Origin of the sequence: Amycolatopsis jejuensis, from assembly GCF_000717335.1 — a bacterium.
Taxonomy (GTDB): Bacteria; Actinomycetota; Actinomycetes; order Mycobacteriales; family Pseudonocardiaceae; genus Amycolatopsis; species Amycolatopsis jejuensis.
On sequence record NZ_JNYZ01000018.1, the window covers coordinates 111304 to 126071 of the forward strand.

Here is a 14768-nt window from a genome sequence, read left to right on the forward strand (position 1 = left end):
CTCGCGCGGGTGCCGAGCGGCATATTCGGAAGCCACCGGAAGCGCGCCCGACTATCCTTGTCCCAAGTATGTCCACTCCATCCCCTCTTGCCGCGCTGCGCGCCCAGCTGCCCGAACTGATGCTGCGCGACGAGCATCGGTTGCGTCGCCGTCTCGACGGCGCGCGCCGGGCTCGTGACCAGCAGGCCATGGCCGAGCGCATCGCGGCCGACGTCGAGACGGCGCGGCTGCGCGTGCAGCTGCGCCGTGAGAGCGTGCCGAAGATCGAGTACCCGCCCGAGCTGCCGGTGAGCAGGCTCAAGGACGAGATCGGCGACGCGATCCGCGACCATCAGGTGGTGATCGTCGCGGGGGAGACCGGGTCGGGCAAGACGACTCAGCTGCCGAAGATCTGCCTCGAGCTGGGCCGCGGCGTCCGCGGGCAGATCGGGCACACCCAGCCGCGCCGGCTGGCCGCGCGCACGGTTGCCGACCGGATCGCGAGCGAGCTGAAGACCGAGCTCGGCGACACCGTGGGGTACAAGGTCCGGTTCACCGACCAGTCCGGGCAGGACACCCTGGTGAAGCTCATGACCGACGGCATCCTGCTCGCCGAGATCCAGACCGACCGGATGCTGCGCCAGTACGACACGCTGATCATCGACGAGGCCCACGAGCGCAGCCTCAACATCGACTTCATCCTCGGTTACGTCAAGCAGCTGCTGCCGCGCCGCCCCGACCTCAAGGTCATCATCACCTCCGCGACCATCGATCCCGAGCGGTTCTCCAAGCACTTCGACAACGCGCCGATCGTGGAAGTGTCCGGCCGCACGTATCCGGTGGAGGTGCGCTACCGCCCGCTTGCCGACCCGGACGATCCGAGCAGCGATCCCGACCGTGACCAGACGCAGGCCATCGCCGACGCGGTGCAGGAGCTGTCCGCCGAAGGACCCGGCGACATCCTCGTGTTCCTCTCCGGCGAACGCGAGATCCGCGACACCGCCGACGTGCTGAACCGGCTGGAGCTGCGCAACACCGAGGTGCTGCCGCTCTACGCGCGCCTTTCCGCGGCCGACCAGCACCGCGTGTTCCAGCGGCACACCGGGCGGCGGATCGTGCTGGCCACCAACGTCGCCGAAACGTCGCTCACCGTGCCGGGCATCAAATACGTGATCGACCCGGGCACCGCGCGGATCTCGCGCTACAGCCACCGCACCAAGGTGCAGCGGCTGCCGATCGAGGCGGTTTCCCAGGCGTCCGCGAACCAGCGCAAGGGCCGCTGCGGGCGCACGTCGGACGGCATCTGCATCCGGCTGTATTCCGAGGACGACTTCGAGTCGCGGCCGGAGTTCACCGATCCGGAGATCCTGCGCACCAACCTGGCGTCGGTGATCCTGCAGATGACCTCGCTGGGCCTCGGCGACATGGCCGCGTTCCCGTTCGTGGAGCCGCCGGACCGCCGCCAGGTCACCGACGGCGTGCAGCTGCTGCAGGAGCTCGGCGCGTTCGAGACCACGGACACCACCAAGCTCACCGAGGTCGGCCGCAAGCTCGCGCAGCTGCCGGTGGACCCGCGGATGGGCCGGATGGTGCTGGAGGCCGCGCGCAACGGCTGCGTGCGTGAGGTGATGATCATCGCCGCCGCACTGTCCATTCAGGACCCGCGGGAGCGCCCGGCGGAGAAGCAGCAGGCTGCCGACGCGCAGCACGCCCGGTTCGCCGATCCCACGTCGGACTTCCTCGCGTACCTCAAGCTGTGGGAGTACGTGAGCGAACAGCAGAAAACGTTGACCGGCAACCGGTTCCGCCGGATGTGCCGCGCCGAGTACCTGAACTACCTGCGGATCCGCGAATGGCAGGACATCTTCGGCCAGCTGCGCCAGCTCGCCAAACCGCTCGGCATCATGCTCAGCACCACCCCGGCCGAACCACAGCGGATCCACACTGCGCTGATCGCCGGGCTGCTCTCGCACATCGGGCTCAAGGACCCGGCGAAGGGCGATTACCTCGGTGCCCGCGGCGCGCGGTTCGCCGTGTTCCCGGGCTCGGCGCTGTTCAAGAAGCAGCCGCGCTGGGTGATGTCGGCCGAGCTGGTGGAGACGTCGCGGCTGTGGGGTCGCGTCAATGCCCGGATCGAGCCCGAGTGGGTGGAGCCGCTGGCCGCCCACATCGTGAAGCGCACGTACTCGGAGCCGCACTGGGAACGTAAACAGGGCGCGGTGATGGCCATCGAGAAGGTGACGCTGTACGGCGTTCCGCTCGTCGCCGACCGGCGCGTGAACTACGGCCGGATCGACCCGGAGCTGTCGCGCGAGCTGTTCATCCGGCACGCACTGGTGGACGGCGACTGGCATACGAACCACAAGTTCTTCGCGGAAAACCGGGCGCTGCTCGACGAGGTCGAGGACCTGGAAAACCGCGCCCGCCGACGCGACATCCTGGTGGACGACCAGACACTCTTCGAGTTCTACGACGAGCGCGTGCCCGCCGACGTGGTGTCCGTACGCCATTTCGACAGCTGGTGGAAGCAAGCCCGGCGGAACGAGCCGGACCTGCTGTCGTTCGAGAAGTCCATGCTCATCAACGAAATCGCCGGTGGGGTCCGGGAATCGGACTATCCGGATTCGTGGACGCAGGGCACGCACGTCTTCAAGCTCACCTACCAGTTCGAACCGGGCGCGGACGCCGACGGCGTCACCGTGCACCTTCCGCTGCCGGTGCTGAACCAGGTCACGCCGGACGGCTTCGACTGGCAGGTGCCCGGTCTGCGCGCCGAACTGGCGACCCAGCTCATCAAGTCGCTGCCGAAAGCGTTGCGGCGCAACTTCGTTCCCGCGCCGGACACTGCCGCTGACGCGCTCTCGCGAGTGTCCCCTTCGGACGGTCCGCTGCTCGAGGTGCTCGGCGACGAGCTGCACGCCCTGCGCGGCGTGGACGTGCCCGACTCGGCATGGGACCTTGCCGCGGTGCCGGACCACCTGCGGATGACGTTCCGAGTGGTGGACGAGCGCGGCAAGCGGATGGCCGAAGGCAAGGATCTGGACGAGCTGAAGCGCCGCCTTGCGCCCCGCGTGCGCGAGACGATTTCCAAGGCGGCCAACAGCATCGAGAAAGCGGGCCTGGTGCAGCCGTCGTTCGGCGAGCTGCCGAAGGTGTTCGCATCGACGCGCCGCGGGCACGACGTGAAGGCGTACCCGGCGCTGGTGGACGAGGGCAAGTCGGTGGCCGTCCGGCTGCTGGACACCCCCGCCGAGCAGCAGCACGCGATGTGGTCGGGCACGCGGCGGATGCTGCGGCTGAACCTGAACTCGCCGATGAAGTTCATCACGCGGTCGCTGTCGAACTCCTCGAAGCTGGTGCTGAACCGCAATCCGCACGGCAGCGTCGCCGGATTGCTGGACGACTGCGTGGACTGCGCCGTGGACACCCTGGTGACCGAGGCGGGCGGCCCGGCGTGGGACGAGGCCGGGTTCGCGGCGCTGCTGGAGAAGGTGCGGGCCGGGCTGAACCCGAAGGTGCTGCAGGTGCTCACCGAGGTGGAGCGGATCCTGCTCGCGGCCAACGACGTGGAGACCCGGCTGCCCGACACCCGCGGCCCGGCCGAATCGCTGGCCGACATCCGCGCGCAGCTCGACGGCCTCGTGCACGCCGGTTTCGTGACGGAAACGGGCGCGGCGCGGCTGCCGAACGTGGTCCGCTACCTCCGGGGAATCGAGCGCCGGCTGGAAAAACTGCCCACCGAGCCGACCAGGGACCTCCAGCGCACGGCCGACCTCGCGTGGATCACCCAGGAATACCGCGACGCACTGGCGACCCTGCCCCCGGGCACGTCGTCCCCGGCGCTCGCGGAGGTGCGGTGGATGATCGAGGAACTGCGGGTGAGCTTCTTCGCGCAAACGCTGGGCACGGCGCATCCGGTTTCGCTGAAACGCATCACGAAGGCTTTGGATGACGCGCTCGGCTAGCGGGGTTACCTCGTCAGCAGCGTGACGGTGGCGACGCCGGCCGAAACGGTTCCGGCAGCGGCGGAAAGCGACGTGGCGATGCCGCTCATGTTGCTGAGCATCCGGCGCAACGCCTCCACCGGGCGCTGTTGCAAGAACGCCATCTTGAGTTTCTGCCACTTGTGCTGCTGAAGGTGGCAGCCCAGAAGGATTCCGCTGGCATTGTTGCGGCAGAAATCGTTTTTCCGCGTGGTCGCACAACACCAGGTCGGAGCCAGGAAAAGGCAGTACAGCACCAGGAAAGCCGACACGATCGCGATCATGCCGGGCCCCACCGCGGGGGCGGTCCAGAGCAACACGACGGCGATCAGCGCAAGGCCGGTCCACAAATTGCCGAGGCGGCCTTTCTTCTTTCTCCCCACCATGGGTCACGAAGGTACTGATCTTGATCCGCCCGCCGATAGCGCCTTGCGGTGGAATCCGCCGCAGAGAATGCCACCGACGGCAACGGAATGCTCCGCCGAATGGATCTTCCCCATACCGCCATGTGGTGCGTGGGAATCTTGGGGGCAAGGGGATCACTTCGCCTCCGCGTACGTGTCCACCGGTTTCGCGTGCATCGGGAACCGGACCGGGCATGCCTCACCGAATACGAGCTTTGCCGATTCCAGCACGGCGTCCTCCACGATGTCCGCGACCTCTGCCGCCAGTTCGGCCGGGGTGTGCACGATCACCTCGTCGTGCAGGAAGAACACCAGGTGCGCGGGGGAGGGGAGGCGGCCGCGGAGGGTGGCCAGCAACACGGCGGTCAGGTCGGCTGCGCTCGCTTGCACCACGAAGTTCCGGGTGAACCGCCCCCAGTTGCGCGACGCTTGCCGTGCGCGGGATTCGGTGGCTGCGTCTTCGGCGAGTCCACCCGTGAGCGCTCGCCACGCGGCCGACGGGGCCGGGGACGTGCGGCCCAGCCGAGAACGTACCCGCTCGCCGCGTTCCCCCGCGGTGGCCGCTCGCTCCACATAGGACACTGCATCCGGGAAACGCTGGCGTAGCAAGGCAAGCAGCGGACCCGCTTCGCCGGACGTGCCGCCGTACATCGCCGACAGCATGGCGATCTTCGCGCGCGAACGGTCGTCTCGCGTGTCTCCCGGGCGGAGCGGGACGTACCGCGCGCCCGAGAACAGCGCTTCCGCCAGCCGTGCATACAGATCGCTGGCCGCCGCGACCTCGGCGAGACGGCGATCTCCCGACAACGCCGTGAGCACCCTCGGCTCCAGCTGCGCGCCGTCGGCCACCACCAGCTTCCAGCCGGGATCCGCGCGGACACATGTGCGCAGCACCTTCGGGATCTGCAGCGCACCCCCGCCGCGCGTGGCCCATCTGCCCGACACCACCCCGCCGACCACGTAGTGCGGCCGGAACCGCCCGCCGGCGACCCATTCGTCGAGCCACGCCCAGCCGTTGGCCGAATGCAGCCGTGACAGCTCCTTGTACTCCAGCAGCGGCGCGACCGCGGGATGATCGATGTCCTGCAACAGGTATTTCCGCGCCGACGGGACCTCGATACCCGCCCGGCCGAGCGCGCGCACGACACTGGGCGGCGAATCCGGGTTGACCGGCCGCCCGCCGAACGCGTCGGTGATCTTCTCCGCCAGCACCACGAGCGCCTTCGGCCGCTGCCCGGCAGGCGCCCGCGGCCCGAGCCGCTCCTCCAGCAGCTCCCGATGCAGGTCGGCCCGCCACGGCACCCCGGCCGCGGACATCTCGACCGCCGCCAGCGCACTCGCCGACTCCGCCGCGAGCAGCAACCGCATCCGCCCCGGCGCCTCGGTGGCGGCCACCCGTTTCTCTTGCGCAGCCAGGACCCGGCGGGCTGCCTCGGCCACGGTGACCCCCGGCGGCAGCCCCGGACCGGGCGGCGAGAACAACGTGGGCTGCCCGGCCTCCCCGAACGCAGGCCCGTCGTCGGGCGGTTCCTCCCCGTTCGCCCGCGCCCACGCCGCCCGCAGGCTCCGCGATTCCCCCTCCCGGCCCTCGTACGCGAGCAGCAGCCCCTCGGCCAGCGCCAGGTCGTGACACCGGCCCAGCCGCACCCCGGCCTCGGCCAGCGCCGGGTAGTCCGCCTCGACCGAGGGCAGCACCCAGCGCGGGCTCTCCGCCGCCTCGAGCCGCCGTACCTCCTGGGCCCATTCGGCGCGCGACAGCCCGCGGAGGGCACCCGCGGGGCCCTCGATCGTGTAGCCGGAATCCTCCTCCCGGCCGGTGATCACCTGCACCCCGACATTGTGCGGACCACCACCGACAATTTCCGTCGCGCCGGGCACTGGTGCGCGGCGCAGGTCCTTGCTTTACTGTCGAGTAACCCCCATACCGCCGGTACGCCCGGCCGGTGGCGGACGACCCGGAAGCAGCGACGGAGGTGCCCGGATGAGTGTGGCCGAGCTGGCCGGACAGGTGACCGGCAAGCTGACCGAGACCGTGCGCAGCATCGAGGTGATGCGCCGCGCCGGGCTGGTCCCGTTCCCGCGGCTCGACGAGGGGGTCCGGTCGCTGGTCGCGATCCACCGGTACGGCCCGTTCGCCGGCGCCAACCACATCGCGGCGCGGCGGGACCCGGCGGCGGTCGGCATCGTCGACGACCTCGGCCCGCTCACGTTCAAGCAGCTCGACGACCAGTCCAACGCGCTCGCCAGGGCCTGGGCGGAGCGCGGTCTCGGCCCGGATTCGGTGATCGCCGCGCTGTGCCGTGACCACCGCGGGCTCGTGCTCACGATGGCCGCTTCGGGCAAGCTCGGCGCGCGGCTGCTGCTGATGAACACCGGGTTCGCCAAACCGCAGCTCGCCGACGTCGCGAGCCGGGAGGGCGTCACCGCACTCGTGTACGACCAGGAGTTCACCGGCCTGCTCGACGCGGTGCCCGGTGTCGACCGTTACCTGGCCTGGGTGGACGAACCGGGCGAGCACGACATTCCGGTCCTCACCGAGATCATCGCCAGCACCGACGACCGTCCGCTGCACGCGCCGGCCAAACGCGGCGGGTTCGTGCTGCTGACCAGTGGCACCACCGGAACGCCGAAGGGCGCGCCGCGGCCGCACACATCCCCGCTGGCGTCAGCGCAGTTCCTGGACCGCATCCCGCTGCGCTCGGGCGAGGCGACCTTCATGGGCGCGCCGCTCTTCCACGGCACCGGCCTGTCCCAGTTCATCCTCAGCTTCGCGCTCGGCTGCACGGTGGTGATGCGCCGCAAGTTCGACCCGGAGCTCACCCTGAAAGGCGTCGCCGACCACCGCTGTACCGCGCTCGTCCTGGTACCGACGATGCTGCAGCGGATCGTCGACCTGCCGCCGGAAGTCCGCAACCGCTACGACACGTCCTGCTTGCGGATCATCTTCGTCGCCGGGTCCGCGCTGTCGCCCGACCTCGGCAACCGGGCGAACGCGGAGTTCGGCGACGTGGTGCACAACCTTTACGGCTCAACGGAAGTCGCGGTGGCGACGGTCGCGACCCCGGAGGACTGGAAGCGTGCGCCGGGCACCGTAGGCCGCGCGCCGGTGGGCTGCCGAGTGGCGCTGTACGACGAAAACGGCGGGAAGATCACCGCGCCGAACGTGCCCGGCCGCGTGTTCGTGGGCAGCGGCCTCAGCTTCGGCGGCTACACCGACGGCCGGAACAAGGAGATGATCGACGGCCTCCTGTCCAGCGGCGACGTCGGCCACTTCGACGAGGACGGACTCCTTTTCATCGACGGCCGCGACGACGAGATGATCGTGTCCGGCGGCGAGAACGTGTTCCCGATCGAGGTGGAGAACCTGCTGGTGGAACGCGAAGACGTCGTCGAGGCAGCGGTGATCGGCGTCGAAGACCCCGATTTCGGCGAGCGGCTCAAGGCGTTCGTGGTGCGCGCCGAAGGTGCAGACCTGGACGAGGACGGCGTACGCGAGTACGTGAAGGCGAATCTGGCGCGGTACAAGGTGCCGCGAGACGTGGAGTTCCTCGCCGAACTGCCGCGAAACGCGACCGGGAAAGTGTTGCGTACCAAGCTGTCCTAGCTCACGGACCCCAGCCGATGCCGAAGATGCCGGGCCCGAAGTCGAGTGCGATGGCGTGCACCCCGTTCCCGCTGTCGAGCCGCAGGCGACGGCGGGTGGGCGCTTCGTCGGTGGCGTGCGCGTACTGCCAGCAGCGTGCAGGCACCGCGGCCGGGTCGAAGCGGATCTCCAGCAGGTACTCGCGGACGGGGCGGCGGAATTCGCGGTAATGCGTTGCCCGGCACTGCGGGTACGGCGGGCCCGCGTTGAGCAGCGTGTACTCGATCAGATGCGTTTCGCCCCGGTCCACTTCGCGGTCGAAAAGCAGCTCGGCGACCAGGATTCCGTGCGCGTCGTCCACCTCCGCGCGGCCGACGCGGCAGTTGCGTACCGGCCGCAGCTCCGGTACCGCCGTGGCGTCGCCTTGGGCGTACACGAGCAGCCAGCGGTCCTGGCCGTCCGCGCCGGACTGGAACACCGCGCGGGACGTGACCGCCTGCTGTCCGCCGTCGGCGGCGATGTCGCAACGGTCGTGCAGGCCGACGAGCTTGAGCTGGTGCTGCTGGTCGAGCGCATCCGGCGCGCCGACCCGGTCCAGCAGCGGCTGCAGGATCTCCCGGGTGAACGTGACCGGTTCCTCGCCCGCCCGGTCGCGCCGGCTCGCCCCGCGGGGCCGCGGCGGTGGCAGCAGACCGAGCAGCGCGCCGTCGGGGACGTCGAGGATTTCCTCCAGCACCCGGACCGCCGAGAGCGATCCGGCCCGTTCCGGCTGGCGTTTGCCGGACTGCCAGTAGCTGAGCGCGGTGACGCTGACCGTGGTGCCGCGGGCCCGCAGCCGCGCCTGGATCCGGTCGAGCGACAGCCCGCTGGTGGCGATGGCGGCCCGCAGCGCGCTCGCGAAAGCAGTCCGGGCACCTTCGGGGGTGTCCGGACCGACCCGGTCGCCGCGCTGCCGCTGCGCCATGTCCCGCCGATCGCCCCCACTCGTAACCGACCGTGCCGAGCCCGCCACCGTGACGGTAGCAGCCGCCCGAACAGGCATTCCGTCCCGGCACTCGGGCGAACGGGCTAGTACTGGCAACTGTGAACCATTGCCGGGACCTGCGCGGGCACGCTTCCATGGCCTGGACGGACCGCGCCGCCCCCGGCGCGTCCGGACACTCCGGCACTTCGGCCCCCGCTGCGCGGTCCGCGCCCCGCGCGTCCGTCGGTGGCCCTGCCCGGAACCGGTGGCCCGGCCTGCCCCCAGACGCCGGGCCACCGGTCACCCCGCAGCCGATTCGTGACTTGCCCGGCGCCCGCAGCGGGCAGACGATGGGCGCGATCCCCGGTTCCGGGGCGGTTTCCCCTCGATCGCAGGTGGTCGAAATGGCGAAATTCCTTCTGCTTTACCGCGACGACCAGCCGGTCGAACAGCGCATGGCCCAGGCGACGCCGGAGCAGCAGGCGACCATGATGGAAGCCTGGGCGGCGTGGTTCGCCAAGGCGGGCGACGCCGTGGTGGACGCCGGTGCGCCCACCTCCGGCGGGGACGGCACCGTCGGCGGGTTCACGATCCTGGAGGCCGATTCGGCCGACGCCGCACAGGCCCTGCTGGCCGGTCATCCGCACACCGAGACGGGCACGATCGACGTACTGGAGATCCTTCCGCGTCCGGGGGCCTGAGCGATGCCCACGCCGGAGTTCGACGGCAAGTGCGCGTTCGCGCTGAGCCTGGGACCGCGGAACCGCGCGCCGGCCGGCAAGGCGAGGCTGGCGATGGACATCGACGGCAAGACGTACTACTTCTTCGGCGCCGTGCCGAGGTTCCTCTTCAACCTGATCCCCGGCAGCCTGCAGCGCGCGGAGCGGCACTGGGCGGCCGGCTGAGGGTGCGATCACAGTGCGGTCTACCGGGTGGTAACCACCCGGTAGGCTCCGCGGATGGTCCTGCGGCAGAACATTCTCATCAGCGGAGCCAGTTCGGGCCTCGGCGAAGGCATGGCACGCGAGTTCGCCGCGCGGGGGCGCAATCTCGCGCTGTGCGCCCGGCGGATCGAGCGGCTCGACGAGCTGGCGGCCGAACTGCGCAGCGCGTACCCGGGGATCACAGTGGCCACCCGCGCGCTCGACGTGACCGATCATGCACAGGTGTTCGCGGTTTTCGGCGAGTTCCGGACGGAACTCGGTAGCCTCGACCGCGTGGTCGTCAATGCCGGTCTCGGCAAGGGACAGCCGGTCGGCAGCGGCCGGTTCGACGCCAACCGGCAGACCCTCGAAACCAACCTCCTCGGCGCGGTCGCGCAGATCGAGGCCGCCGCGGGCATCTTCCGCGAGCAGCGGACCGGGCACCTCGCGGTGATCTCGTCGTTCATGGCCCTGCGCGGATTCCCGCGCAACCTCACCGCGTATTCCGCCTCGAAAGCCGGGATCTCCGCGTTCGCGGAGGATGCGCGGCTCGAGCTGAGCCGCCACGGAATCACCGTCACCGACGTGCGGCCCGGCTACATCCGCTCCGAGATGACCGACCGGTCCAGCGCGCGCAATCCGCTGATGGTGTCGGCCGAGACCGGCGTCCGCGCGCTCGTGAAGGCGATCGAAGCGGAGCCGAAACGCGCATACGTACCCGCGTGGCCGTGGGTACCCCTGAGTGTCGCGGTGCGTTTGGCGCCCGCCCGGCTGTTGCGGAGGTTCGCGTAAATGGGTGCGATCTACCTGATCCGGCACGGACAGGCGTCGTTCGGTGCGGCGGACTACGATGCGTTGTCGCCACTGGGTTTCGAACAGTCCACTTTGGCCGGTGCGGAGCTGCGGCGGCGCGGGGTGGAGTTCTCCCAGGTGCGCTCGGGCACGCTGGCGCGCCAGCGGGACACTGCCGCGACCGCCTTGAAGGCCTTGGGTTGCGACCTGCCGGTGGTCGAGGACGAACGCTGGAACGAGTACGACCACGTCGACATCTCCCGGCACCACGCAGGCGGTGCGCCGCAACAGGATTCGCGCGAGTACCAGCGGTTGCTCGATGCTGCGCTGACCGCGTGGACCACCGCGGGCGACGAAGGGCCGTGCGCGGAGAGCTGGCCTGTGTTCCTCGGCCGGTGCACGGCGGCGCTGGCAGACCTCGTCGCGTCGCTGGGCAAGGGCGAGCACGGGCTGGTGTTCACCTCCGGTGGCGTGCTCGGCGCGCTCGCGGGAGCATTGATGGGAGCACCCGAGGTCGGGCTGCTGAAGCTCAACCGCGTCACGGTGAACACCGGGATCACGAAGCTGACGTCCGGCCGGGGCGGGGTCACCTTGTTGTCCTTCAACGAGCATCCGCATCTGGAAGGCGAGACGGCGCGGCTGCTCAGCTACCGGTAGGAGGCCGGCGTGCAGTTCGGTGAGGTCACGATCGTCCCGGTGAACGGGTACGGTCCGGAAGACGTGGTGGTCGACGCGGAAGGGCGGGTGTACACCGGGGTCGCCGACGGCCGGATCCTGCGGGTGTCGCCGGACGGGCAGCGGATCGACGTGCTCGGCGAGACCGGCGGCCGTCCGCTCGGGCTGGAGCTGTACGGCGATGGCGAACTGCTGATCTGCGACGCCCGCGCCGGACTGCTCGCCATGCCGCTGGCCGGCGGTCCGGTCACCACGCTGGCGACGTCCGCGGCCGGGCTGGACCTGGTGTTCTGCAACAACGCCGCAGTCGCCGCCGACGGCACGATCTACTTCACCGACTCCTCGCGCCGCTTCGGGATCGACCGCTGGCGCGACGACCTGATCGAGCAGACCGCAGGCGGCCGCCTGCTGCGCCGTACCCCGGACGGCAAGATCGACCTCCTCGCCGACGGACTGCAGTTCGCGAACGGCGTGGCCCTGCCCCCGGACGAATCCTTCGTCGCGTTCGCCGAAACCGGAGAATTCCGCGTCAACCGGCTCTGGCTGACTGGCCCGCGCGCCGGGGAACGCGACCTGCTGGCCGGTAACCTGCCGGGCTTCCCGGACAACATCGCCACCGGCAGCGACGGCCTGATCTGGATCACCCAGGCCAGCCCGCGCGTCCCGGCGCTAGACCTGGCGCGCCGCCTGCCCGCGCCACTGCGCGCGGCAGTCCGATCTCTTCCGGATGCCTGGCAGCCCAGCCCGAAACGCCAGGTCGGCGTGCTGGCGGTGACGCCGGACGGCGCGATCGAACGGCAGCGGCGCGGCGAGATCCCGGGCTTCCACCTGCTCACCGGCCTGCGCGAATACCACGGCCGGCTGTGGTTCGGCAGCCTGGAGGAGAACGCGATCGGGTACACCGACCTCTGATGACCCGTACTCTCGCACAGACCTACCGCCGCTTCGGCGAGGACGCGACTTCGCCGTGGTACCAACGGGTTTCCCTCGCGTTGAGTGAATCGCCGGAGGCCCTGCGCGCCATCGAAACGGCGCCCGCGCGCAAGCGGCATCCGACGGTGATTCTCGCTGCGCTGCACGACCTTGCCCTCTCCGGCCGCGCCCCGGCGGACGACGCAGTCGACACTGTGCTCCAGCGGACCGACGAGGTCGTGGCGATTGCTGTGCGGCGACCCCTGCGGACCGGCGAAACCGGACGCGCCACTGTGCTGTATCCGCTCATCGCCGAGGTTGCACACCGGGCGGGTGCGGATGCGGTCGGGCTGCTCGATTTCGGGTGTTCGGCGGGGTTCAACCTCACCGTCGATCGCGTCGGAATCACCTACAGCAAAGGCGAACCGCTGGGTGACCCGGCGTCGCCCGTGCAGGTGTCGGCCTCGATCGTGGGAGACCGGCCGCTGCCGCCGCGGGCGATCCCGGAGGTCGTCGCACGCATCGGCCTCGACACCCAGCCGCTGGACATGACCGACGCCGCCGACGCTCGGTGGCTGCGCGCCTGCCTGCCCCCGGACCAACCGGAGCGCATTGCCCGGCTCGACGCAGAAATCGCTTTGACCGCAACGGTTTCCCCGACGCTGGAGCAAGGCGACCCGGTCGACCTGCTGCCCGACGCCCTCGCCCAGATTCCCGTGGACGCGTTGCCGGTGGTCACCACGACCTGGGCGTTGTCCCGGCTGTCGGTCGAGCGCCGTCGCCGTTTCGCGAGTCACCTCGCCGAGGCCGGCCGGACGGTCGCGTGGGTGTCCGCGGAAGGCGTCGGCGTGGCGCCGGAGGTCCCGACCTTCGGCGACCGACCGGCGTCCGGGCACAGCATTCTCGGCGTCGCGCTGGCCGACGGCTCCGGGTTGCGCACGGAAGCCGTCGGCCGGTGCTGGTCGCGTGGCCGGTTGCTGTCGTGGCTAGCGACCGGTCCACTGTGGACTGCGGCCGGCTGACCAGGCGGCGTAGAACTCCTTGTGGTCCTTGGCCGTCATCAGCAGAGCCTGCGTGATCGCCTCCAGCTCGATGGAGCTGCCGAGGTCGCTGTCGAGCTCGCGGGTGAGCAGGACCTTGGTGGTGGAGTACGCGAGCGCGGGACCGTCGGCGAGGCGGCGGGCGAGCGCGGTCGCCTCGGCGGCCAGCTCGTCGTCCGGGATCACCCGGTTCGCCAGCCCGATTGCCTCGGCGCGCGCGGCCGGCAGTTTGTCGCCCAGCATCAGCAGCTCCGTCGCGCGGCCGAGGCCGACCAGGCGCGGCAGCAGGTACGCCGAACCCATGTCCGCGCCCGCCAGGCCGACCTTCGTGAAGAGGAAGGCGAACTTCGCCGATTCGGCCAGCAGCCGGAAGTCGCTCGCCAGCGCGAGGACGGAACCCGCGCCTGCCGCGACGCCGTTGATCGCCGCGATGATCGGAATCGGCGTCTCGCGCATGGCTTTCACCACCGCGCCGGTCATCCGGGTGAACTCCAGCAGCTCGGCGGTGTCCATCTTCTGCAGCTCGCCGATGATCTCCTCGACGTCGCCGCCCGAGCAGAACCCGCGGCCCTTGCCGGTGAGCACCAGCACCCGCACGTCGCCGCGGTGCGGCAGCTCGGCGACGAGGTCGCGCAGGTCGGCGTAGATGTCGAAGGTGAGCGCGTTGAGCTTGTCCGGACGGTCGAAGGTCACCGTGGCGACCCCGTCGTCCACGGTGAACTCGAAGTGGTCCCACGTTTTCGTGAGCGGGACACTGGCGCGGAACGGGCTCATTTCTGGATTCCTCCACCGTCGAGAACGAGAGTCTGACCATTGATCGCGGCCGCCTCCGGGGCGGCGAAAAACGCCACGGCGAACGCGATTTCCGCGGGTTCGAGCAGCCGGCCGAGCGGGGAAGCGGCGGCCAGCGCGGCCTCGGCGTCGGCTTCGTCGCGGCCGGTGCGCTCCTGGATCCGGGCGACCGACGTCGCGGTCATGTCCGTGCGCACGAACGCCGGGCACACCGCGTTCACCGTGATACCGGTACCGGTCACCTCGGCGGCGACCGCGCGCATCAGGCCGACCGCAGCGTGCTTCGAGGCCGTGTACGCCGCGGTGTAGCGCGCGCCGACGTGGCCCACCGTCGAGGCGACCGTGACGATCCGCCCGCTGTTCCGCTCACGCATGCCCGGCAGCACCTCGCGGGTGCACAAAAAGGCACCGGTGGCGTTGACCTCGAACTGGCCGCGCCAATCGTCCACTGTGGTCTTCGCCAGCGGCGCACTCGACGACACCCCGGCGTTGTTCACCAGCACGTCGACCGGGCCGAGCTCGGCGAAGTACGCGCGTACGGCGGCCTCGTCGGTGACGTCGCAGTCGGCGCGGCCGGGGGAGTGCACCGTGTCGCCCGCCTGCCGGAACCGTTCGGCGACGGCGGCGCCGATGCCGCGGGTACCGCCGGTCACCACGACGACCCTTCCGGGCCGTTCCCCTGAATTGGTCACGCTCGAAAGCTACACCGCAGCGGGCTGTG

General features: G+C 70.3%; 13 protein-coding genes. 8 read left to right on the plus strand and 5 right to left on the minus strand.

All coding sequences use genetic code 11. The features are described from left to right. Positions 1–68 precede the first annotated feature (68 nt). Positions 69–3944, plus strand: coding sequence for an ATP-dependent RNA helicase HrpA (hrpA, locus tag OO71_RS24735; RefSeq protein WP_033292263.1), 3876 nt, complete (start codon positions 69–71; stop codon positions 3942–3944). A gap of 5 nt (positions 3945–3949) precedes the next feature. On the opposite strand, the gene OO71_RS24740 is transcribed toward hrpA, so the two are convergent. Continuing rightward, positions 3950–4348 (minus strand): hypothetical protein, encoded by a 399-nt coding sequence (locus tag OO71_RS24740; RefSeq protein ID WP_033292264.1) that lies wholly within the window; start codon positions 4346–4348, stop codon positions 3950–3952. A gap of 153 nt (positions 4349–4501) precedes the next feature. Next, entirely contained in the window at positions 4502–6196 is a 1695-nt protein-coding gene (locus OO71_RS24745) for a bifunctional 3'-5' exonuclease/DNA polymerase (protein WP_033292319.1), read from the minus strand. A gap of 151 nt (positions 6197–6347) precedes the next feature. Here OO71_RS24745 and OO71_RS24750 point away from each other — a divergent pair, with 151 nt between their 5' ends. Further along, positions 6348–7970 (plus strand): acyl-CoA synthetase, encoded by a 1623-nt coding sequence (locus OO71_RS24750; protein WP_033292265.1) that lies wholly within the window; start codon positions 6348–6350, stop codon positions 7968–7970. A gap of 1 nt (position 7971) precedes the next feature. Here the strand turns inward: OO71_RS24750 and OO71_RS24755 are convergent, their stop codons facing one another. Next, positions 7972–8913, minus strand: coding sequence for a hypothetical protein (locus OO71_RS24755; RefSeq protein WP_033292266.1), 942 nt, complete (start codon positions 8911–8913; stop codon positions 7972–7974). 404 nt (positions 8914–9317) lie between these two features. On the opposite strand from OO71_RS24755, the gene OO71_RS24760 reads away from it, so the two are divergent. From OO71_RS24760 to OO71_RS24785, 6 genes are read left to right on the plus strand one after another with little or no spacing between them, the layout of a single operon-like run. Further along, positions 9318–9614 carry a YciI family protein gene (locus OO71_RS24760; protein ID WP_051792074.1) on the plus strand — a complete coding sequence of 99 codons (297 nt, stop codon included), beginning with the start codon at positions 9318–9320 and terminating at the stop codon, positions 9612–9614. A 3-nt stretch (positions 9615–9617) separates the two neighbouring features. After that, positions 9618–9818 carry a hypothetical protein gene (locus OO71_RS24765; RefSeq protein ID WP_033292267.1) on the plus strand — a complete coding sequence of 67 codons (201 nt, stop codon included), beginning with the start codon at positions 9618–9620 and terminating at the stop codon, positions 9816–9818. Between the two features lie 54 nt (positions 9819–9872). Beyond that, positions 9873–10628, plus strand: coding sequence for an SDR family oxidoreductase (locus OO71_RS24770; protein ID WP_033292268.1), 756 nt, complete (start codon positions 9873–9875; stop codon positions 10626–10628). After that, entirely contained in the window at positions 10629–11285 is a 657-nt protein-coding gene (locus OO71_RS24775; protein WP_033292269.1) for a histidine phosphatase family protein, read from the plus strand. It begins immediately after the preceding gene. Positions 11286–11294: 9 nt separating this feature from the next. Beyond that, complete coding sequence (locus OO71_RS24780; RefSeq protein WP_033292270.1) at positions 11295–12215, plus strand: SMP-30/gluconolactonase/LRE family protein; 921 nt, start codon at positions 11295–11297, stop codon at positions 12213–12215. After that, entirely contained in the window at positions 12215–13237 is a 1023-nt protein-coding gene (locus OO71_RS24785; RefSeq protein WP_033292271.1) for a DUF2332 domain-containing protein, read from the plus strand. Before OO71_RS24780 ends, OO71_RS24785 begins: the two co-directional genes overlap by 1 nt. On the opposite strand, the gene OO71_RS24790 is transcribed toward OO71_RS24785, so the two are convergent. Both OO71_RS24790 and OO71_RS24795 read right to left on the minus strand, forming a co-directional pair. Then, on the minus strand, positions 13202–14029 hold the full coding sequence (locus OO71_RS24790; protein ID WP_033292272.1) for an enoyl-CoA hydratase family protein: 828 nt from the start codon (positions 14027–14029) through the stop codon (positions 13202–13204). The genes OO71_RS24785 and OO71_RS24790 overlap by 36 nt on opposite strands. Next, complete coding sequence (locus OO71_RS24795; protein WP_051792077.1) at positions 14026–14739, minus strand: SDR family NAD(P)-dependent oxidoreductase; 714 nt, start codon at positions 14737–14739, stop codon at positions 14026–14028. The genes OO71_RS24790 and OO71_RS24795 overlap by 4 nt, the downstream gene beginning before the upstream one ends. Positions 14740–14768: the final 29 nt, after the last annotated feature.

What these genes read in the sequence shown, in the direction of transcription:
- hrpA (WP_033292263.1), top strand. Translation starts at nt 69, where the DNA reads ATGTCCACTCCATCCCCTCTTGCCGCGCTGCGCGCCCAGCTGCCCGAA.
- OO71_RS24740 (WP_033292264.1), bottom strand. Translation starts at nt 4,348, where the DNA reads ATGGTGGGGAGAAAGAAGAAAGGCCGCCTCGGCAATTTGTGGACCGGC.
- OO71_RS24750 (WP_033292265.1), top strand. Translation starts at nt 6,348, where the DNA reads ATGAGTGTGGCCGAGCTGGCCGGACAGGTGACCGGCAAGCTGACCGAG.
- OO71_RS24755 (WP_033292266.1), bottom strand. Translation starts at nt 8,913, where the DNA reads ATGGCGCAGCGGCAGCGCGGCGACCGGGTCGGTCCGGACACCCCCGAA.
- OO71_RS24760 (WP_051792074.1), top strand. Translation starts at nt 9,318, where the DNA reads ATGGCGAAATTCCTTCTGCTTTACCGCGACGACCAGCCGGTCGAACAG.
- OO71_RS24765 (WP_033292267.1), top strand. Translation starts at nt 9,618, where the DNA reads ATGCCCACGCCGGAGTTCGACGGCAAGTGCGCGTTCGCGCTGAGCCTG.
- OO71_RS24770 (WP_033292268.1), top strand. Translation starts at nt 9,873, where the DNA reads ATGGTCCTGCGGCAGAACATTCTCATCAGCGGAGCCAGTTCGGGCCTC.
- OO71_RS24775 (WP_033292269.1), top strand. Translation starts at nt 10,629, where the DNA reads ATGGGTGCGATCTACCTGATCCGGCACGGACAGGCGTCGTTCGGTGCG.
- OO71_RS24785 (WP_033292271.1), top strand. Translation starts at nt 12,215, where the DNA reads ATGACCCGTACTCTCGCACAGACCTACCGCCGCTTCGGCGAGGACGCG.
- OO71_RS24790 (WP_033292272.1), bottom strand. Translation starts at nt 14,029, where the DNA reads ATGAGCCCGTTCCGCGCCAGTGTCCCGCTCACGAAAACGTGGGACCAC.